This is a genomic window from Nocardioides sp. JQ2195, assembly GCF_012272695.1.
Taxonomy (GTDB): Bacteria; Actinomycetota; Actinomycetes; order Propionibacteriales; family Nocardioidaceae; genus Nocardioides.
Genome location: NZ_CP050902.1, coordinates 261,807 through 280,760 on the forward strand (window position 1 = coordinate 261,807; position 18,954 = coordinate 280,760).

Annotated in this window: 17 protein-coding genes; 7 read left to right on the forward strand and 10 right to left on the reverse strand. The window is 70.8% G+C overall.

The window, feature by feature from the left end; all coding sequences use genetic code 11:
• Positions 1-41: 41 nt before the first annotated feature.
• The 5 genes from ncot_RS01235 to ncot_RS01255 all read right to left on the reverse strand — a co-directional run bounded on the left by ncot_RS01235 (position 42) and on the right by ncot_RS01255 (position 5,012).
• Entirely contained in the window at positions 42-584 is a 543-nt protein-coding gene (locus ncot_RS01235) for a DUF1992 domain-containing protein (RefSeq protein ID WP_168615965.1), read from the reverse strand.
• A 132-nt stretch (positions 585-716) separates the two neighbouring features.
• Positions 717-1,577, reverse strand: a complete 861-nt coding sequence (locus ncot_RS01240) for a hypothetical protein (RefSeq protein WP_168615966.1) — start codon at positions 1,575-1,577, stop codon at positions 717-719.
• Complete coding sequence (locus ncot_RS01245) at positions 1,577-3,019, reverse strand: MFS transporter (protein WP_168615967.1); 1,443 nt, start codon at positions 3,017-3,019, stop codon at positions 1,577-1,579. The genes ncot_RS01240 and ncot_RS01245 overlap by 1 nt, the downstream gene beginning before the upstream one ends.
• On the reverse strand, positions 3,016-4,344 hold the full coding sequence (locus ncot_RS01250) for a M20/M25/M40 family metallo-hydrolase (RefSeq protein WP_168615968.1): 1,329 nt from the start codon (positions 4,342-4,344) through the stop codon (positions 3,016-3,018). The genes ncot_RS01245 and ncot_RS01250 overlap by 4 nt, the downstream gene beginning before the upstream one ends.
• A 74-nt stretch (positions 4,345-4,418) precedes the next feature.
• Positions 4,419-5,012 carry a nitroreductase family protein gene (locus ncot_RS01255; RefSeq protein WP_168615969.1) on the reverse strand — a complete coding sequence of 198 codons (594 nt, stop codon included), beginning with the start codon at positions 5,010-5,012 and terminating at the stop codon, positions 4,419-4,421.
• A gap of 97 nt (positions 5,013-5,109) precedes the next feature.
• Between ncot_RS01255 and ncot_RS01260 the strand changes: the two genes are divergently transcribed.
• The 7 genes from ncot_RS01260 (at position 5,110) to ncot_RS01290 (ending at position 15,182) form a co-directional block, all read left to right on the forward strand.
• Positions 5,110-6,309 carry an allantoate amidohydrolase gene (locus ncot_RS01260; protein ID WP_240938014.1) on the forward strand — a complete coding sequence of 400 codons (1,200 nt, stop codon included), beginning with the start codon at positions 5,110-5,112 and terminating at the stop codon, positions 6,307-6,309.
• Positions 6,306-7,730, forward strand: coding sequence for a formimidoylglutamate deiminase (locus ncot_RS01265; RefSeq protein ID WP_168615970.1), 1,425 nt, complete (start codon positions 6,306-6,308; stop codon positions 7,728-7,730). Before ncot_RS01260 ends, ncot_RS01265 begins: the two co-directional genes overlap by 4 nt.
• The gene (hutI, locus tag ncot_RS01270) at positions 7,727-8,905 is read left to right on the forward strand and encodes an imidazolonepropionase (RefSeq protein WP_168615971.1); all 1,179 of its coding nucleotides are present in this window, start codon (positions 7,727-7,729) and stop codon (positions 8,903-8,905) included. Before ncot_RS01265 ends, hutI begins: the two co-directional genes overlap by 4 nt.
• 111 nt (positions 8,906-9,016) lie before the next feature.
• Positions 9,017-9,187: a hypothetical protein gene (locus ncot_RS01275; protein ID WP_168615972.1), complete on the forward strand. Its 171-nt coding sequence runs from the start codon at positions 9,017-9,019 to the stop codon at positions 9,185-9,187.
• 70 nt (positions 9,188-9,257) lie between these two features.
• On the forward strand, positions 9,258-12,209 hold the full coding sequence (locus ncot_RS19785; RefSeq protein ID WP_168615973.1) for a helix-turn-helix transcriptional regulator: 2,952 nt from the start codon (positions 9,258-9,260) through the stop codon (positions 12,207-12,209).
• A gap of 67 nt (positions 12,210-12,276) precedes the next feature.
• The gene (locus ncot_RS01285) at positions 12,277-14,253 is read left to right on the forward strand and encodes an MFS transporter (protein WP_206065074.1); all 1,977 of its coding nucleotides are present in this window, start codon (positions 12,277-12,279) and stop codon (positions 14,251-14,253) included.
• A gap of 17 nt (positions 14,254-14,270) precedes the next feature.
• Positions 14,271-15,182, forward strand: a complete 912-nt coding sequence (locus tag ncot_RS01290; RefSeq protein ID WP_168615974.1) for a sucrase ferredoxin — start codon at positions 14,271-14,273, stop codon at positions 15,180-15,182.
• On the opposite strand, the gene ncot_RS01295 is transcribed toward ncot_RS01290, so the two are convergent.
• The 5 genes from ncot_RS01295 to ncot_RS01315 all read right to left on the reverse strand — a co-directional run bounded on the left by ncot_RS01295 (position 15,157) and on the right by ncot_RS01315 (position 18,864).
• Entirely contained in the window at positions 15,157-15,624 is a 468-nt protein-coding gene (locus ncot_RS01295) for a hypothetical protein (RefSeq protein ID WP_168615975.1), read from the reverse strand. The genes ncot_RS01290 and ncot_RS01295 overlap by 26 nt on opposite strands.
• On the reverse strand, positions 15,614-16,540 hold the full coding sequence (locus ncot_RS01300; protein WP_168615976.1) for a hypothetical protein: 927 nt from the start codon (positions 16,538-16,540) through the stop codon (positions 15,614-15,616). The genes ncot_RS01295 and ncot_RS01300 overlap by 11 nt, the downstream gene beginning before the upstream one ends.
• Positions 16,537-16,827 carry a hypothetical protein gene (locus tag ncot_RS01305; protein WP_168615977.1) on the reverse strand — a complete coding sequence of 97 codons (291 nt, stop codon included), beginning with the start codon at positions 16,825-16,827 and terminating at the stop codon, positions 16,537-16,539. Before ncot_RS01305 ends, ncot_RS01300 begins: the two co-directional genes overlap by 4 nt.
• A 98-nt stretch (positions 16,828-16,925) precedes the next feature.
• On the reverse strand, positions 16,926-18,080 hold the full coding sequence (locus ncot_RS01310) for a sulfotransferase (RefSeq protein ID WP_168615978.1): 1,155 nt from the start codon (positions 18,078-18,080) through the stop codon (positions 16,926-16,928).
• A complete protein-coding gene (locus ncot_RS01315) occupies positions 18,070-18,864 on the reverse strand; it encodes an SDR family oxidoreductase (RefSeq protein WP_168615979.1) in 795 nt (264 codons plus the stop codon). Before ncot_RS01315 ends, ncot_RS01310 begins: the two co-directional genes overlap by 11 nt.
• Positions 18,865-18,954 lie beyond the last annotated feature (90 nt).

The window sequence follows — 18,954 nt, forward strand, 5'->3', positions numbered from 1 at the left end:
AGGATTTCGTGCACCACGTGCGTGAAATCCTCCACTGTCAGTCAGTCCCGCCTGCGGCGCCACCAGCGTGGCCGGGCCAGGTCGGCTTCGCGCCGGCGGGCCGCGGCGGCCTCCCGCCTGGCCGTTCGCCGGTCACGCCAGGCCGCGACCTCGGCCTCGACGTCACGCGTGGGCGTGATCACCGGTGGGCCGCCCTCGAGCTGTCGGCGGGCGTTGACGATGCGGCGGTTGAAGTCCTCGAGCACGTCGCGCACCTGCTTCTCACCGGCCTGGCGGTCGAGAAGCGCATCGAGCTCGAGGTCCTCCTTGCGCAGGGCCATGGCCGGTGGGAGCACGGAGATCTTCTCGCGCTCGACCATCTTCTTGAGCCACCAGTCGGGGTCGTGGTGCTCCCCGAGGTCGTCGATCGGCTTGCCGGCGCCCGGCAGGTCATCGAACTCGCCGCGCTCCATCGCCTGCTTGACCTGGAGGTCGACCCAGAGGTGCTGCTGGGCGATCCGCGCGCTGGCGGCTGCCTTGCTGTCGGGCGAGCCTGGGTTCTTCTGGCCGGGGCCCTTCTCGTCCACGTCCTTGCTCTCCGGCATCGACATCAACTCCTCGCGCTCGGAGGTGTCTGTCCAGATTATCCGGCCGATGGGCGACCAGGTTTCACCCGATGACCGAGTGGGAAGACCTCCTTCGGGAGTGAGCACGGCTCCCCGGTGGCCTCCCGGGCGTCACCGGGGACGGGCCGTGCGCAGCACGAGGCCCAGCACGATCCGGAGCACCAGCACGGCACCGGCCACGATCGCGGCGACCCACAGGGTGGTCCAGAGTGGGTGAAGGACGACGTCCCAGACCGCCTGGGCGAGTGGTCCGTCCGGGCTGCGTTCGGTGACCAGCTGCCTGGCCAGGACGAGGCCGGCGGCCAGGATCCCCAAGGTGAGCAGGGATCCGATCGCCAGGTGGCCGAGCGCAGCGACCCGTCGGCGGGCCAGCAGCAGCACGATCACGACCAGGGCGATCCAGGTCACCGGCAGCCAGAAGCCCAGCGCAGCAAGCAACTGGTAGCCGCCGCGCGCCTGCTCGAGGTCGCTGGTCTTCATCAGCGGGATGGAGGCATCGAGGTCGTTGACCTCGGCGGGGGTCGCGATCCCGTTGGCATCCAGCTGGTCCACGAGCCTCGAGACCAGCGGGCCCAGGTCGACGCTGACCACGCCATCAGCCGTGTCCACGCGGGAGCTGTTGTCCTCGAGGACGGCGATCACCTGTTCGTGCACCTGCCGGTTGCCGTCGGCCCAAGCTGTCCGGAACCGCTCGCTCTCGATCACCCGGCGGATGGCGGCATCGATCTGGCTGGTCTGCTGCCCGGCCAGCGGCGTGGTGGCCATCGCGCGGACGGCGACGACCTTGAGCTCCTTGCGGACGGCGGTCAGGACCGCCCGGTCGGACGCGAGGGGCGTCACCGTCTCGACGTACTCATCGGTGTCGCTGACGGTCGTCGCTGTCCAGCTCGAGACCAGGGCCAACGGGAGGAGCACGCACGCGACCAGGACGAGGAGGAACGAGAGCGGACCCGGCAGGCGGGGGAGGTGCATCAAGCGGTTCCTTCGGTGGGGTCGGGCTTCGGGAGCACCAGCAGGGCAACGGCTGCGACCATGGCCGCGGCGGCGCAGACCGCCCAGACTGTCAGATAGCCGCCGAGTGCTGCGTGTCCCTCGCTGGGGTCCTCCAGGGAACCTGTCGCGGACAGGGCGATCGCGAAGACGGCCGAGGCGATGGCCCCGCCGACCGTCTTGGTGGCGTTGGTCATCCCGGTGGCGAATCCGGTGCGCTCTGCGGGTGCGGCGTCCGCGGCCGCCGCGGGTAGGGCTGCGACCAGCGCGCCCGACCCGAGCCCGGCGATGCCCATGTTGACCAGCGCCTGCACCGTCGAGTCGTGGAACGGCAGGAACAGGCCGTAGCCCAGCGCGACGAGCAGGCAGCCGGTGATCAACGCCCCCCGTGGTCCGACCAGTCGGGCGGCGAGGGGCAGTGACAGTGCGCCGACGACGAGCGTGATCACGTAGAGCGCGATCAACGTCGACACGAACCCGGCCCCCGCGCCGAGGCCGTAGCCGACCTCGTCCGGGTCGGTGCGGGCGAACGTGGACAGCGGGATCTGTGCACCGAGGACCGACATGCCGAACAGGAACGCGGTCAGCTGGATCGGCCACTGGCGCGACTCCGCGAAGAGGCGGACGTCGATCAGCGGCTCGGCCAGACGGGCCTCGAAGCGGACGAACGGAACGAGACTGAGCAACCCGGCCACGATCAGGCCCCACGCCAAGAGGCTCTCGGCGCCCTGCAGGCGGATCGCGATCAGGCCGCCCATGACCAGCCCGAGGGTGAGGGTGATCAACCCGAGGCCGGGCAGGTCGACCCCGCCCGTCGACGCACCGCGCACGTCCTCGATGCCGAAGAAGATGACGAAGAAGCAGGCGGTCACCACGATCGCGGGCAGGGTCAGCAGGAACGTCATGGACGTCGCCTCGACCAGGGCACCGCTGGTCACCGCACCGATGATCACGCCGATCTCCAGGGCGGCGACGAGGAACGCCGCTGCCCGGCGGGTGAGCAGTGCCTGCTGGCCGCTCGCGGCGGTGCGGCGGTGGATGATCGCGATCTCGAGCGGCAACCACACGACGTACGCCCCCTGGAGCGCCCAGCCGATCAGGAACGTGGTGAACGACGGTGCGAAGGCCAGCATCCAGGAGCCGAGGGCGGTCACCGCGGTCGAGATGAGCAGCACGTTGCGGTGCCCGATGAGGTCGCCGAGGCGGGCCAGCAACGGAACGACCAGGGCGGAGAGAATCAGCTGGGCTGCCTCGAACCAGTTGACGTCGGCGTCGCGGATGCCGAGGTGGTCGGCGATGTCGCTGAAGATCGGGGTGTAGTAGCCCTGCAGGACCCCGCTGGCGAGCTCGACGCAGACCAGGAACCCGACGATCGCCCAGAGCCCGGGAACGGCCGGACTCCTGCGCTCCTCCGTCGCGGTCATCTGATTCCCTCGACCAGTCGGCGATAGAAGTCGATGCCCTCGAGGTAGTCGTCGACCCCGATCCGTTCGTCGTAGCTGTGGATGGACTCGCGTTGCGCCCTGGTCATCCGGAACGGTGCGAACCGGTAGACCCGCGGGCAGATCGCGGTGAAGAAGCGGGAGTCGGTGGCGCCCATCATCACGTAGGGCGTGGCCACCGCGTCGGGGAACGTCTCCGCGATCGCTGACTCGAGCAGGCGGAACGCGTCGTCGTCGGTGGGGGACAGCGGGCTCGGCTCGTTGCTCTCGACGATGTCGACCTGCACCCGCTTGTCGTTGACCACCGAGCGGATCCGCTCGACCACGCCGGCCACGGTGTCACCGACCATGATCCGCACGTTGATCCCGGCGGTGGCGTGCGATGCGATCACGTTGTTGGCCGGCGAGCCGGTGAGCGTGGTGACCACGGTCGTCGTGCGCGTCATCGCGGCCGACTCGGGTCCGGCGGCGACCAGTGCCCTGGCCAGGGCCGGCTTGAGCCGCACGACGTTGCGTGCGATCGGGCGCAACGGCAGCGGGAGGTGGTCGGCCAGACGGCGGAACATCTCGATCGTCGGCTCCGGGACCGAGCTGGGGAACGGGCTCTGGTCCAGGCGCAGGATGGCGCGCGCCAGTCGGGCGGTGGTGTCCATCCTCGTCGGCATGCTGGCGTGGCCGCCGCGACCCTCGACGCTGAGCCGGACGTTGGTGATGCCCTTCTCGGTGACTCCGATGACGGCCAGGGGTGGCTTCACGCCGGGGAACGCGTCATGTGCGACGGCACCGCCCTCGTCGAGCACCATCCACGGCTCGACCCCTTGCTCCTTCAGCATCTCGACGGCTGCGGGAGCGGCCTCTCCCATCACCTCCTCGTCGCAGCCGAAGCTCAGCCAGACGTCCTGCTCGGGAGTGAAGTCGCGCTCGAGGAGCTGCTCGACGGCCTCGCAGATCCCGGCCAGGCAACCCTTGTCGTCGAGGGTGCCGCGGCCCCAGAGGATCCCGTCGTGGACCTCGGCGCCGAAGGCGGGGTGCTGCCAGGTGTCGGTCTCCTCGACCGGGACGACGTCGATGTGTGCCATCAGCACGAGGGGCTTCGTGTCGCTCCGTCCACGCCAGTGGAAGAGCATCCCGTGCTCGTGGACAGCGGTCTTCGCCAGGTGCGCGTGCAGCAGCGGAAAGCTCTCCTCGAGCTGGTGCGCGAACGCCCGGAACGGTGCCGGGTCGATCCGGTCGCGATCCGCGTGGGAGACCGTCGGGATCCGGATCAGTGCCTGGAGTCGCTCGATCGGTGTGGTGGGGCGGGCCATGCGGCGACCCTAGACCGGGGGAGCACACAAGCGCGTGGAGTGCTGTCACCCGGTGACAGCACTCCACGCGGATGTCACCAACCGTTGCGGTGCACGACCTCTGCGGTGTCCTTGCGTCGTCGCCTCGCCGCGGAACCGGACGAGCCGGTGTCGGCAGGCCGGTGACCGACGGTGATCGCGCCGATCGGCGTGTAGTCGCCGGGTACGTCGAACTCCGCACGGAACGCGTCGTGCCTCTGGCCGGGGATGCCGAAGAAGCACGCACCGAGCCCTTCGTCGACGGCGGTCTGCAGGATCAACAGGGACGCCATGCCGGTGTCGATGTGCCAGTAGGGCACCGGCCACCGTTGGTCGGAGCCGGCCTTGTCCCGTTCGGCGTAGCGGTCCAGGTAGGTCGACTCGTTGGACATCGGGACGATCACCACCGGAGCCGTGCGCATGCCGTCGAGCCAGGGGTTGGAGGCGCCCGGGTCGGGACTGGTGGCTTCCCAGAACCGCGCCACGGAGTCGGGGGTGTCAAGGCGCAGGAACGCCCAGCCCTGGCTGAAGCCAGCGCTCGGGGCCCGGGTGGCGTGATCGAGGAGCCGGTCGACGACGGCAGCGTCGACCGGCCTGTCGGCGTACCTGCGGATCATGCGGCGTCGACGGACGACCTCTCCGAACTCCATGCCGCGATCCTCCCACCCGGCCGGTCTGTCTCAGATCCGAGACCCTCAGCTGGTGAGTCGCGTTGACCCCGGGGCGCCGGGCCGGTGGACTGTCAGCGTGAGCTTCGAACGGATGTGGCAGGACCTGGGCCCGGTTGGGCGGTCGGCGAGCAGCGGCGGCTACTTCCGGCAGCCCTTCGGCTCGGCCGAGCGCGAGTGCCACGCGTGGTTCCTGGAGGAGTGCGCCGCTCGCGGGCTCGAGGTCGAGAGTGACGGCAACGGCAACACGGTCGGCTGGTGGCGGGCCGGCTCCGGCTCGTCCGTGCTGACCGGCTCCCACCTCGACTCCGTCTTGGACGGCGGTGCGTACGACGGCCCGCTCGGCGTCGTCTCGTCGCTTGCGGCGATCGACCTGCTCCGCGACCGCGGCTTCGTCCCGTCCCGGCCGATCGGCGTGGGTGCCTTCGTGGAGGAGGAAGGATCCAGGTTCGGCCTGGCCTGCCTGGGCTCGCGGCTGATGACGGGCGCGACCACCCCGGAGGCGGCGCAGGAGCTGCGCGACCGGGACGGTGTGCACCTCCTCGACGCGATGGCCGCCGCCGGACTGGATCCGCAGCTGGGCAGGGGGACGCTCCTCGACGACGTCGGTGTCTTCGTCGAGCTCCACGTCGAGCAAGGACGCGATCTCGTCGACCGCGGCGCCGCCGTGGGCGTGGCCAGCGAGATCTGGCCGCACGGGCGCTTCCGGTTCGACTTCACCGGCGAGGCGAACCACGCCGGCACCACCCGCATGGAGGATCGGCACGACCCGATGCTGACCTATGCGATGACCGCCCTGGCCGCCAACAAGCAGGCCCGGCTCTCGGGCGAGCGAGCCACGTTCGGCCGGATCGAGGCGGTGCCCAACGGCACCAACGCCGTTCCGTCGCGGGTGACCGCCTGGCTCGACGCCCGGTGCGAGACCGACGAGTCGCTGACGCGGATGCTCGCCGAGATCGAGCGCCTCGGCCAGGACCGAGCCGGTCGCGACGGCACCGCGCTCTCAGTGACCCCCGAGTCGGTCTCGGCCGCGGTCGGCTTCGACGCCGACCTGGCCCGCCGCCTGGCGGTCGACCACGCGGGCGGGGACTGGCCGATCATCGCCACCCAGGCCGGTCATGATGCCGGCGTGCTCTCGGCGGCCGGCATCCCGACAGCGATGCTCTTCGTGCGGAATCCGACCGGGGTCTCGCACTCCCCGGCCGAGTCGGCCGAGATCGCCGACTGCCTGGTCGGCGTCGAGGCGCTCGCCGACACCCTCGAGAGGCTGGCCGGGTGAGCGCGACCTTCCTGCTCGAGCGAGCGCTGATCGACGACCGGGTCGAGGCCGACGTGCTCGTGGTCGTCGAGGACGGCCGGTTCACCGAGGTGCTGCCCGGCCGAGACCGCCACCTCCCGGCCGGGGAGTCACCCTCTTCTCGGGTACCCGGGGTGACGAGCGAGCCTGTGAGGCTGGCGGGGCTGAGCATCCCGGGCCTGGCGAACTGTCACTCGCACGCGTTCCACCGGGCGCTGCGCGGACGCACCCAGCAGGTGGGGGCTGACGGGAGCCCGGGCAGCTTCTGGACCTGGCGCGAGCAGATGTACGCCGTGGCGCAGCGGCTCGACCCCGACAGCTACCACGACCTGGCGAGGGCCACCTATCGGGAGATGCTCTCGGCCGGCATCACCGCGGTGGGCGAGTTCCACTACCTGCACCACCAACCCGACGGCACGCCCTATGCCGATCCCAACGCGATGGGCCACGCGCTGGTCGCAGCGGCGAAGGACGCCGGCATCCGGATCGCGCTGCTCGACACCTGCTACCTCGCGGCAGGGATCGGGAGGGCTCCCGAGGGCGTCCAGGTGCGCTACTCCGACGGCGACGCCGAGCGCTGGGCCCAGCGCGTCGACCAGCTGCGCGGTGACGAGTCCACCGTCATCGGAGCGGCGATCCACTCGGTGCGAGCGGTCCCGAAGGAGCAGATCCCGACGATCTCCCGATGGGCACGGGCCGACACGCCTGACGGCCGGCCCCTCCACGTCCACCTCAGCGAGCAGGTCGCCGAGAACGAGCAGTGCCACGCCGCCCACGGCTGCACGCCGACGGAACTGCTCGACGACTGCGGCGCGCTCGGCCCGATGACCAGCGCCGTGCACGCCACCCACCTCACCGACCACGACCTCGCCCTGGTCGGCGGCGCCAGCGCACATGCCTGCTTCTGCCCGACGACCGAGCGTGACCTGGGCGACGGGATCGGCCCGTCCCGCGCGCTCTTCGACCACGGCGCCCGACTCACGCTCGGTTCCGACAGCCACGCCGTGATCGACCCGTTCGAGGAGATGCGTGCGGTCGAGCTCGACGAACGCCTGGCCACCCAGCAGCGCGGCCACTGGAGTGCCGTGGAGCTGCTCGGGGCGGCGACCCACCAGGGGCACGCCAGCCTCGGCTTCGCCGACGCCGGACGGATCGCGGTCGGCCAGCGCGCCGACCTGGTCACCCTCGACACCACGTCGACCCGCACCGCCGGCACCGGGGCGGGCCCGGAGACGGCCGTCTTCGCGGCCGTCGCCGAGGACGTCCGACAGGTCATGGTCGACGGCCTCGTCCACGAGGCAGGTGCGATCCGGGACGAGGTCGGCCCGGAGCTGGAGCGGGCCGTCCGGTCGGTCAGCGAACAACCCGTCAGCCGTCGAGCAGCCAGCGAAGGAATGCGATGAGCACCACTGCCAGCACCTCTCCGAGCACCCCACCCAGCACTCTCGTGACCAACATCGGCGAGCTCACCACGTGGGACCCGGAGCAACCGATCGTCCGGGCGGCGGCGTTCGTCATCGAGGCGGGTGCGGTGGCGTGGACCGGCCCGGCGGCACAGGCGCCCGCGGCCGACACGGCGTACGACGCGGGGGGCCGCGCGGTCATCCCCGGCTTCGTCGACAGCCACTCCCACCTGGTCTTCGCCGGTGACCGGGCCGAGGAGTTCAGCGCCCGGATGGCCGGGCAGCCCTACGCCGCTGGCGGAATCCGGACGACGGTGCGCGCGACGCGCGAGGCCAGCGACGAGCAGCTGACCTCGCACGTGGCCAGGCTGGTGCAGGAGATGCGCCGGCAGGGCACCACGACCCTGGAGATCAAGAGCGGCTACGGGCTGAGCGTGCGCGACGAAGCCCGCTCGCTGGCCATCGCCCGGCAGTTCACCGAGGAGACCACGTTCCTCGGCGCCCACGTCGTCCCCGAGGGGATCGAGCCCGAGGACTACGTCGCCGAGGTCACCGGTCCGATGCTCGAGGCGGCGGCACCCCATGCGCGTTGGGTCGACGTGTTCTGCGAGCGCGGTGCCTTCGACGCCGACCAGGCACGGGCCGTGCTGACCGCGGGTGTTGCCCGAGGACTCCGGCCCCGCATGCACGCCAACCAGCTCGGCGAGGGTCCCGGCGTCCGCCTGGCCTGTGAGCTCGGCCTGGTGGCCGTCGACCACTGCACCTACCTCAGCGACGACGACGTCGCTGCGTTGCGCGACTCCGGAACGATCGCGACGCTGCTGCCGGGGGTCGAGTTCTCGACCAAGCACCCGTTCCCCGACGCGCGGGCACTCCTGGATGCCGGGGTGTCGGTCGCGATCGCCACCGACTGCAACCCGGGCTCGTGCTTCACCAGCTCGATGCCGTTCTGCATCGCCCTGGCCGTGCGCGAGATGGGGCTGACCCCGACCGAGGCGCTCGCCGCGGCCACGCGTGGCGGCGCCGACGCGCTGGCTCGTGACGACGTCGGGACCCTGCAGCCGGGCGCCCGCGCCGACTTCGCCGTGCTCGACGCACCGAACCACCTGCACCTGGCCTACCGCCCCGGCGTACCCCTCGTGCAGGAGACCTGGGTCCGCGGAGCGCGGTGCTGACCCCGGGCAGATCTGAGGCATCCCGACAGCCCGCCTAAGGCAGTCGCCCCATGTGCGGGCCTACCTCAGAGGCGCACTCTCGACACATCAACTCGAGAGAAGGGCACTGAGATGGACAGCTACAACAGCTACTACACCGAGGCGGAAGCCACCTACCGGCGCGAGCGGGCCAACCAGATCCGGAAGCCGGTTCGCCGCAGCCGTCGCGAGCGGGCACAGGACCGCGCACTCGATCGGGCACAGCGTGCCCGCCGATCCATGGGCGACGACCTGGCCAGCTGAGGCCGGCGTGACCGTGGTGCGGGACAAACCCGCGAGCGCTGACCGCCTCCCACCCGGCATGATGGGGGACGTGGCTCCAGCCGGAACGATGTCGACCCTCGTCGGACGCGATGCCGAACTTGCCGAGCTCAGCTCGACACTCGGAATCCTTCCGACGAGGGTCGAGGCGCGCCCGGGCGCGGACGCCCAGCCGCACGTGGTCCTGCTGGCCGGGGACGCGGGCGTGGGCAAGACCCGGTTGCTGACCGCCCTGCGCGATGTTGCCTTCGCCGAGGGGTGGCAGGTCGTTGCCGGCCACTGCCTCGACTTCGGCGACAGTGCGCTGCCTTACCTCCCGTTCTCCGAGGTGATGGGTCGCTTGGCCGCGGACCTGCCCGAGGTGGTCGACACGGTTGCCGGCCTGCACCCCGGACTGTCCCGGCTCCAGCCCGGTCGCCGCATGCTCTCCGGAGAGCTGGGGGAGCCGGGGCAGGCGACCGTCGACCGCGCCGACATCTTCGAGGCGGTGCATGCCCTTCTCGAGCGTGCCGCCGAGAAGGCGCCGCTCCTCCTGGTGATCGAGGACGCCCACTGGGCCGACCAGTCGACGCGTGACCTGATCAGCTTCTTGTGCTCGCGTCCGTTCGTCCCACCGGTGGGCGTGGTGATCAGCTATCGCGCCGAGGACCTGCATCGCCGCCACCCCCTGCGTGCGCAGGTCGCCGAGTGGACCCGGGTCCGTGGGGTCCACCGCATGCTGCTCGAGCCGCTCGGACCAGTCGCGGTGCGGGCCCTGATCCGTGAGCTCCACCCCGAGGCGCTCCCCGAGTCGGGGGTGTCCGACATCGTCCTGCGCGCCGAGGGCAATGCCTTCTTCGTCGAGGAGCTGGTCGGCGCCGCCTGGGACTCCCGGGTCCCCGACGACCTGGCCGACCTGCTGCTGGTGCGCCTGGACCGGCTCGACGACACCGGCCGCCAGGTGGTGCGGGCCATCTCCGCCGCCGGCCGGAAGATCACCCACGACCTCCTGGTCGAGGCCAGCGGAGTCAAGCCCGACGACCTCGACCGCGCGCTGCGCAGCGCGATCGACTCCCACGTGCTGGTCACCGCTGGGGACGACTCCTATGCGTTCCGGCACGCGCTGCTGGCCGAGGCGATCTATGACGACCTGCTCCCGGGTGAACGGGTGCGGCTGCACGCGTCGTACGCCGAGGCGTTGCGCGACGGCCGCGCCCGGGGCACCGCCGCGGAGCTGGCCCGTCACGCCCGGGCGGCGATGGACTTCGAGACCGCGCTGAAGGCAAGCGTGCAGGCGGGTGACGAGGCGCGAGCCGTCGGTGGTCCGGACGAGTCGGCCCGCCACTACGAGCACGCGCTGGAGATCGCGGCCGACCCGAAGCTGGCCGTGGGCGTGGAGGTGGCACCGCTCGTCGTCAAGGCCAGCGAGGCGCTGGTCGCCAACGGCCAGATGCATCGCGCGTTGACCCTGCTCGAACGACACCTGGCCTCACTGGGTGACGAGACCGAGCCCGTCGACCGTGCCCAGCTGCACCTGGCTGCCGCACACACCGCGCTGCTCTTCGACAGCGACACCGACTGGCTCAAGCACGCGGAGGACGGCCTGGCCCTGACTCCCGCCGAGCCGACGCGTGAGCGGGCCAAGCTGCTGGCGCTGTTCGCCCGGGTGATGCTGGCCAGCGACGACAAGCAACGCGCCCGTGACGCCGCCGTGGAGGCGCTGGCCCTGTCCGAGCGGCACAACCTGCCCAAGACCGCCGCCGACGTGACCACCACGATCATCGGCCTCGACAAGCAGGCCCCGATGGAGGAGCTGCAGGTCGCCCTCGAGGAGGCGGTGCAGCGAGCCCGCACGACGGGTGCGGTGAACGCCGAGCTGCGGGCACTCTTCATCCTCGGACGCGCCCACCAGGACCGTGGCCACTTCCCGGAGGCCTGCGAGGCGTTCGCCCAGGCAGCCACCCGGGCCGCCGAAGCCGGGGTCCCGTGGGCTCCGTACGCCTTCGACTCGCGATTCATGCACGCCCAGATCGCCTTCACCGTGGGGATGTGGGAGTCGGTCCTGTCCCTGACCGACATGGCGGGCCAGTCGCCCCCACCGGTGTCGGAGGCCCTGCTCCTCACCCTGCGCCTCGCCGTGGGCAGCGCCCGCGGGGAGAACCAGCTGGCCGCGCTCAAGCGGCTTCGCAAGCACTGGAGTCGCGAAGGGGTGGTGGCGATCTTCTCCGCCCCGGTCGAGATCGAGGCCTTCGGGAGGGCCGGGAGACCCCAGGCAGCCGTGGAGGCCCACGACCTGCTCGTCGACACCCTCTCGCCGAACTGGGGCGAGTTCTTCCAGGCACGGGTGCGGCTCTCAGCGGTCACGATCGCCGCGCTGTCGGAGAGCGTTCCGGTGATGAGCAGCGACGACCGAGCGACGTACGCCGAGGTGGCGGAGCGGCTGCTCGCAGCCGGCCACCGGGCGCTCGAGTCCCGCGCCGAGGCCCAGGTGCTGTGGGGTCCCGAGGGGCGGGCCTGGGCCAAGCGGCTCGATGCGGAGCTGTTGCGCTGGCGTTGGCTGGTCGGCGTCGACACCCCGCCGCTGGAGGAGCTCACCGAGGTGTGGCGCGAGACCGTGACCCTCTTCGAGGATCTCGGGAACCCGCACGAGCTGGCGTGGAGCAGGGCGCGGTTGGCCTCGGTGCTGCGGGCCTCCGGAGACCCGGCCGCCGCGCGGGAGGTGGCCGACCGGGCACGACAGGCCGCCGCGAGCCTGGGCGCGACACCGCTCATCGAGGTGCTCAAGCTGCTCGGAAGCACGCCTGTGCGCGCCGCATCGACGGGCTCGACCGCGCTGACCCCGAGGGAGACGGAGATCCTCACCCTGGTGGCGGCGGGGCGCACGAACGGCGAGATCGCCAAACAGCTCTTCATCAGTGCGAAGACGGTCAGCGTGCACGTCTCCAACGTCCTGGGCAAGCTCGGCGCCGCCGGCCGCACGGAGGCTGCCGCGATTGCTCGCAGGCGTGGCCTGATCGCGGACTGACCGGCGGGCGTCGGCAGCGGGCTGGCAGACTGCGGACACAGACCCAGCCAGCACGAGGAGCCCCGCCGTGACGACCACCGAACGCCGCGCTCCCACCGGGGCGGTCATCACGGTGTTGTCGCTGGCCGGCATGCTGGCTGCGCTGCAGCAGACCTTGGTCGTCCCGCTCACCCCCGACATTCCGCGCATCCTCGAGGTGTCGGACGCGAACGCGTCGTGGATGGTCACCATCACGCTCCTCACCGGAGCGGTGGCGACCCCGATCGTGTCCCGCCTGGCCGACATGTTCGGCAAGAAGCGGATGATCCTGATCTCCCTGGCCTGCATGGTGATCGGGTCGCTGCTGCTGGCCCTGAGCCCGGCCTTCGTCCTCGCCCTGACCGGTCGGGCCCTCCAAGGCTTCGGTGCGGCCCTGATCCCCGTCGGCATCAGCATCATGCGCGACGAGCTGCCGCCGGCACGCGTCGGTTTCGGTGTGGCGCTGATGAGCGCCACCCTCGGCATCGGCAGCGCCCTGGGGCTGCCGCTCTCCGGCGTGCTCTTCGAGCACTTCGGCTGGCACTCGCTCTTCTGGGTCGCCGCCGGCTTCGGTGCGGTGGTCACCGTCGGGGTGGCCCTGCTGGTCGAGGAGTCCGAGGTCCGGTCCCCGGGACGCTTCGACTACCGAGGTGCCGTGCTCCTGTCGGCGGCGTTGACCTCGTTCCTCCTGGCGGTCACCAACGGTGGCACCTGGGGTTGGTTGAGCCCCGGTGTGCTGGGCTGCTTCGCGGCCTCCGTGGTGATCATGGCGGCATGGTTCCCGCTCGAGCTGCGGGTGAGCGAGCCGATGGTCGACCTGCGTACGTCGGCACGCCGGCCGGTGCTGCTGACCAACGTCGCGTCGGTCCTGATCGCCTTCGGCATGTATGTGAACATGCTGCTCACGGTCCAGCTGCTCGAGCTGCCCGAGGAGTCGGGCTACGGCTTCGGTCTCGACGTGAGTGCCGCGGGCCTGGCGATGGTGCCGACCGGACTCGTGATGGTGGTGCTGTCACCGGTCTCCGGCGCGATGCTGGCCCGGATCGGCGGACGCACGACGATGTTGGTCGGCGGCGGGATCATGGCCTCGGCCTATGTCTTCCGGGCCTTCGCCTCCGAATCGTTGGCCCAGATCATCGTTGGCTCCACCCTCGTCGGCATCGGGACGGCGTTCGCCTTCGCTGCGATGCCGACCCTGATCATGGCCGCGGTGCCGATCACGGAGACCGCCTCCGCGAACGGTCTCAACTCGCTGATGCGCGCCGTGGGTGGATCGACGTCGAGCGCGGCCCTGGCGGCGATCATGACCTCCATGACCGTCGGCTTCGCCGGACGGAAGATCCCGTCCGAGGGCGCCTTCACCCTGATGTTCTGGTTGTGCGCGCTGGCCTGCTTCCTCGCCTGCCTGGTCACTTGGGCGATCCCGTTGCCCTCCACCGCCGCTGCTGGACGCGAAGGCGTTCCGTCCGTGGCCACCGCCGGGGACAGCAGGGAGACGGTCATCCGGGGTCGGATCCTCCCCGGTGATCGACTCCCCGACCTGACACCTGCCTTCGTCACGGTCACCCGGATGGACGGGCGTCCGGTCGACTGGGCGCGCTGTGACCGCGAAGGCCGCTTCGGAGTTGCCCTGCCGGGGCCCGGCCGCTACCTCCTGATCGGCAATGCCCGGGGGTGGGCGCCCCAGGCGCAGGTGATCGACTTCCGTGAGGGCGCCGACCCGCAGGATGTCGTCCTGGAGCGCCAATTGACCCTGTCGGGCACGGTGAGCAACGCCGGCGCCGTGGTGTCGCACGCGTTGGTGACGCTGCACCTGGGCAGCGGCGACTTCGTGCACTCCACCCACGCCGACGACCAGGGGGAGTTCGTGATGCCGTTGCCGGTTCCGGGTCCCTACATCGTGAGCGCAGCGAGCGAGGAGCTCGGCTGCGCCGCCTCCCGGAAGCTGACGGTCAACACCGACCCGGAGGTGGTCGACGTGGACCTCGCCCTGGAGCTCCGACCGATGCCTGTGGTCGAACCGTGACGCGAGAGACTGACGCCATGTCCCAGCCGAACGATGCCCCCGAGTCGAGGTTCCGGTGCGCCCTCAGTGCCGGCGCCGAGCACCTGGCCGGCAGCGCGGCGGCCGATGCCGCCTATCTGCTGGTGGAGTATCCCGGGGCGTGGGGCAAGAAGGCGCTCGCCGAGAGCGCGCTTCCCGAGCACGTGCGTGACGGACTGGCCGAGGCCGCGGATCGCGCCGGAGTGCGCGTGCAGCTGATCCGGAGGCACGGTCGCAACCCGCGCGGCGAAGCGTTCCGGGTGTTCCTCGGGAGTGCCGCTCCCGACGACGCGTGGCTGGAGACCACTGTCCTCGAGGTGGCCGACGACCTGCTCGACCTCGACCTCGACGGTCTCGCCGAGGGCAGGCGTCCCGGCCTGGAGCCGCATGACGAGCCGTTGCTGCTGGTCTGCACCAACGGCCGGCGCGACGCGTGCTGCGCGGAGTTCGGCAGGCCGATCGTCGCCGCCCTCACCGCTGCCCACCCGCTCCAGACATGGGAGACGACGCACGTCGGTGGGCACCGCTTCGCCGGGGCCATGCTGACCCTCCCGCACGGGTTCTCCTACGGCCGGCTGGACAGCACCTCCGCCCTCGCCGTCGCCGCGTCGACCCTGGCCGGCCGCCTGGTCGTCGAGCACCTGCGCGGCCGGACGGCCTACGCCCCGGCGGTGCAGGCCGCGGAGGTGGCGCTGCTCGCCGAGCTGGGTGACGATGCGGCCGATGCGCTCAGCCTGGTCGACGTGCAGGTCGACGAGGACGGGCGCCATCGCGTGGGGTTCCGGCACCGCACCGGGGAGCGTGTCGTGACGGTCGACGTCGAGGCCGGACCACCGGTGCGCGCCAGCTGTGCGGACACCAGGGTGAAGGCCACGAAGCGCTTCGTCACGCGGGTCGAGCCAAGCGCCTGACCTCGCGCACCGTCGGGTCGAAGGTGGCCGCCACGTCGTCGAAGACGTCGGTGTAGTCAGGATGGTCGCGATGGTCGGCGGAGGCCGCCATCGACCAGACCTGGCCGTCGACGAGCCAGTTCCAGATCTCGACGATCACGTCGTGGCGTGGTGTGCGGTGGAAGAACCGGAGGTAGGCCACGTCGACATCGTGGTAGTCGTAGACGTCGGCATCCTCGATGTCGACCTTGTCGAAGGTGTGCTCGACCAACGACCTGAGCTGGTCGAGGTGCTCACGAACGCCCAGGCCGGTCGAGCTCCGGGTCAACGTGATGGCAGGGGCCAGGCCACTGTCGGGGGCCTTGCGCGGGGTCATCGTGGCCACGATCCCGGAGCGGGGCTCGTGCTCGACGGACCAGCCGTCGGGAACACGGAGCAGCGAATGGCTTCGGTCACCTCGCATCGGTCATCTCCACGATCTCGTCACCGACCGGACCGGCAGCCACGCCGCCGACAACACCACAGAGCGGGGAGAGCGGTGCCGTCACGGGGGTGAGCCTGCAGCCGGCCATGGCGGCCTTCGGCACCACGATCTTGGTGATCTTGCGGATGCCGCTGTCGAGCGTGCCGGCCTGCTCGGGGAAGGCACGCTTCGACGCCTTGATCGCCATCAGTGGGACCAGGATGCTCGGGTAGACCATCGGCTGCGCCATCAGGTCGACGTTGCCGATGTCGGGCAGGCTGGGCAGCTGGTCGCGGGCGCCCTGCAGCAGGCCGGTGACGTCGACCGGCCCCGGTGTCAGGTCGGGCAGGTCGGGGGCCAGGTCGCGCAGCCGCTCGACCGGCCCGGACAACGAGGTGCCGGCGGAGACGACGGCTGCGTCGACCTCGGCCGGGTCCCAGACCAGCCGCGAGGCACGGGACAGGCTCTGCTGCCATGCGAGCTGGAGCCGCTGCTCGTGCTCTCGGGCCCGGTTGGCCACCCCGACCGCGTGGTCGAGAGGGCCCTCCTGGCCGGGGTCGAGGGTGATCTCGCCGACCTCCGGCAGCAGGGTGGAGACCACGATCCCGTGACCCACCGCGATGCCCTTGGCCCGCTTCATCTCCGACTTCACGTCGGCCAGGCCGAGGCCGAACGCCTCCATCGCCAGGGCGAAGAGGAGCAGCTCCTCGTGGAGCTCGTCGGCGCGGTTGATGCGTTCCTTGGCGAAGTCGGTGAAGGCGTCGGAGGAGCTGCCGCTCCACGCGCCGCAGGCGGCGATCATCGTCTTCGCGAGCATGTCGCAGGCATCGCCCACCTGGTTGGCGAGTCGGCGGATCTCGGTCGACGCCGCACGGCAACCGGACGGCGAGCCGTCGACCACCAGTGAGACGCTCATCCGAACACCACCGCCGACTGGATCGTCTCGAACCAGTAGTTCATCCGGCCGTCGGTGGCCTGGTAGGTCGCCACCACGGCGTCGAGGCCGTCGGCTCCTTGGTCGAGGTCGGCGGCGAAGGAACCGGCAAGCGTGGAGACGCGGTCGATGGCGTCACGCGTGCTGGCTGTGGAGGCGCCGGTGTCCGGCGACGGCAGGGTGGTGCTGGCCAGGATCGCGGCCTGGTGGTGCCGCATCGGCCTGGGCAGCCCCTCGATCTCGTCGAGGTCGATCTCGAATCCGCTCATGGCCACGACGCTAGGAACCCGTCAACACCTCCACAACCCGTCCCCGGCCAGCCTGTGGACGGGAGCGTGAAAACCGTGCAGCCAGCTGCACGAGTGGCCTAGAACGCCGCGCGGACCCGCTCCTCGGTGAGCCCGTGGTCGGCCAGTGAGTAGGAGTGGGCGGGTCGCTTGCCCCCGGCCCTCGACTCCGCATCGATCGCGCCCACGGCATCGGCCACCGTCGACGTCCAGCCCAGGTCGAAGGCGTCGTAGATCGCCCGCGTGGTGCCGACCGGGTCGGCCACGAAGTCGGCGTACTCGACGTCGAAGAACTGGGACTGGTCGTACGCCGGTCGCGCGGCGTGGAAGGACCGTGCCGAGCGGGACAACATCTCCAGCTGGGTCTCGCCGATGGTCGAGCCGGTGAACGTGGTCGACGTGCCGGCCGTGGCCTCGGCCGAGAGCGAGCAGGCGGACGCGATCGAGGTGACCGGGTCCCGGTGGGTCTGCACGACCAGGGCATCTGGGTAGACCGCCATCAGCGCGTCGAGCGCGACCAGGTGCGACGGATTCTTCAGCACCCAGCGCCGGTCGGTGTCGTTGAGCCCGATCAGCTGGAGCGCCTCCTTGTGTCGCTCGTAGGCGTCGGTCCAGTCCTGCTCCGCCAACCACGACGAGTAGGTCGGCACGTTGGCCAGTGACTCGAAGCTGATCGACTTGCCGGTCTGGCGCAGCAGCCGCCAGCACTCCTCGACCGAGGTGGCGTCCATGTAGTGGATCCCCATGAACTCCGGGTTGGCCACGTGGTGCCGGGAGTAGGCGGCGTTGATGCCGGTGAAGACCGGGTCCTGCTCCCACGTCGAGCGCGGCGGACGGGGCTGGGGGAACTCGGTCAGCCACAGCTCGAGGCCCTGGTGGCGTTGGTCAGCGGTCAACAGCCGGTGCAGGGCGGTGGTGCCGGTGCGGGGGAGGCCGACCACGAAGACCGGCCGCTCGATCCGCACGTCGACGTACGCCGGGTTCTCCTTCATCCCGAACTGGGTGAGCAGGCGTCCGACCAGGCAGCTCTTGACCTGTCCGCGGTGGAAGTGGTTGCCCTCGCCGGTCAGCCCGGCGGCCGAGGAGTTCAGGTCGTCGACGAGGATGCGCAGGCCCTCCTCGTGGGCGGTCCCGCCGAAGTCCTCCATCCCGGTGGTGCGGACCGCGGCGGCGGCGATGTCGTCGTACGTCCCGACGTCATCGCGGACCCGTGGGCGCGATGCCTCAGTTGTCATGGAACTCTCCGCAGTCGACGTTGAGCATCGTGCCGGTCACGGCCGTGGCGAGGTCGCTGGCGAAGAACAGCGCAGCCTTCGCCACCTCGTCGGGCGTGGCGAGCCGCTTCAGGTCGGTCGGCGCTGCCTTCTCGCGGTAGATGTCGTCGTGGGTCACTCCTGCTTCGGAGGCCAGCCAGTCGAAGTAGGCCTTGTTCACGTCCTCATAGATGTACGACGGGGCGATGCTGTTGACCCGGATGCCGCGCGGCCCCAGCTCGGTCGCGAGGGACGACGCGAGGTGCTTGAGCGCGCCCTTGGAGAGCTTGTAGCCGGAGTACTCCGGCTGGGAGCTGTGCACCACGCAGGAGTTGAGCATGATGATCGAGCCGCCGGGCTTGGCGGGAGTCTCCGAGAGCGCGTCGGCGAACAGTGCCGAGAGGCGCAGCGGAGCGAGGACGTTGGTCTCCTGCGCGGCTCGCAACGAGTCGAGGGAGAGCGTGGAGATCGGATCCATCGGGGGGATGCCGAAGGCGTTGTTGATCAGGCAGTCGACCTTGCCGAACTCGGCGAGGGCGGTCTCGACGAGCGCCGCGCGCTGCGACTCGTCGGTGATGTCGGTCGGCACGACCAGGGCGCGGCGTCCGTGCCCGCGCACCACCTCGGCCATCTTCTCGAGGCGCTTCTCCGTGCGGGACACCAGCACCAGGTCGGCGCCCATCCTCGCGGCCTCCTCCCCGAGGGAGCGGCCGAGGCCGGGGCCGACGCCGGAGAGCACGATCACCTTGTCCTGCAGGAGGGTCATGGGCACACAGTAGAACGTGTTTCAGTTTCCGTCGAGCGATTAGCCCATTCGTCACCCGCGCGTCACCCACGCAGCGCCCGGACGTCAACC

Excerpts from the sequence above, each read along its gene's own strand:
- ncot_RS01235 (WP_168615965.1), bottom strand. The coding sequence starts at position 584 with ATGCCGGAGAGCAAGGACGTGGACGAGAAGGGCCCCGGCCAGAAGAAC.
- ncot_RS01240 (WP_168615966.1), bottom strand. The coding sequence starts at position 1,577 with ATGCACCTCCCCCGCCTGCCGGGTCCGCTCTCGTTCCTCCTCGTCCTG.
- ncot_RS01245 (WP_168615967.1), bottom strand. The coding sequence starts at position 3,019 with ATGACCGCGACGGAGGAGCGCAGGAGTCCGGCCGTTCCCGGGCTCTGG.
- ncot_RS01250 (WP_168615968.1), bottom strand. The coding sequence starts at position 4,344 with ATGGCCCGCCCCACCACACCGATCGAGCGACTCCAGGCACTGATCCGG.
- ncot_RS01255 (WP_168615969.1), bottom strand. The coding sequence starts at position 5,012 with ATGGAGTTCGGAGAGGTCGTCCGTCGACGCCGCATGATCCGCAGGTAC.
- hutI (WP_168615971.1), top strand. The coding sequence starts at position 7,727 with ATGAGCACCACTGCCAGCACCTCTCCGAGCACCCCACCCAGCACTCTC.
- ncot_RS01275 (WP_168615972.1), top strand. The coding sequence starts at position 9,017 with ATGGACAGCTACAACAGCTACTACACCGAGGCGGAAGCCACCTACCGG.
- ncot_RS01290 (WP_168615974.1), top strand. The coding sequence starts at position 14,271 with ATGTCCCAGCCGAACGATGCCCCCGAGTCGAGGTTCCGGTGCGCCCTC.
- ncot_RS01295 (WP_168615975.1), bottom strand. The coding sequence starts at position 15,624 with ATGCGAGGTGACCGAAGCCATTCGCTGCTCCGTGTTCCCGACGGCTGG.
- ncot_RS01300 (WP_168615976.1), bottom strand. The coding sequence starts at position 16,540 with ATGAGCGTCTCACTGGTGGTCGACGGCTCGCCGTCCGGTTGCCGTGCG.
- ncot_RS01305 (WP_168615977.1), bottom strand. The coding sequence starts at position 16,827 with ATGAGCGGATTCGAGATCGACCTCGACGAGATCGAGGGGCTGCCCAGG.
- ncot_RS01310 (WP_168615978.1), bottom strand. The coding sequence starts at position 18,080 with ATGACAACTGAGGCATCGCGCCCACGGGTCCGCGATGACGTCGGGACG.
- ncot_RS01315 (WP_168615979.1), bottom strand. The coding sequence starts at position 18,864 with ATGACCCTCCTGCAGGACAAGGTGATCGTGCTCTCCGGCGTCGGCCCC.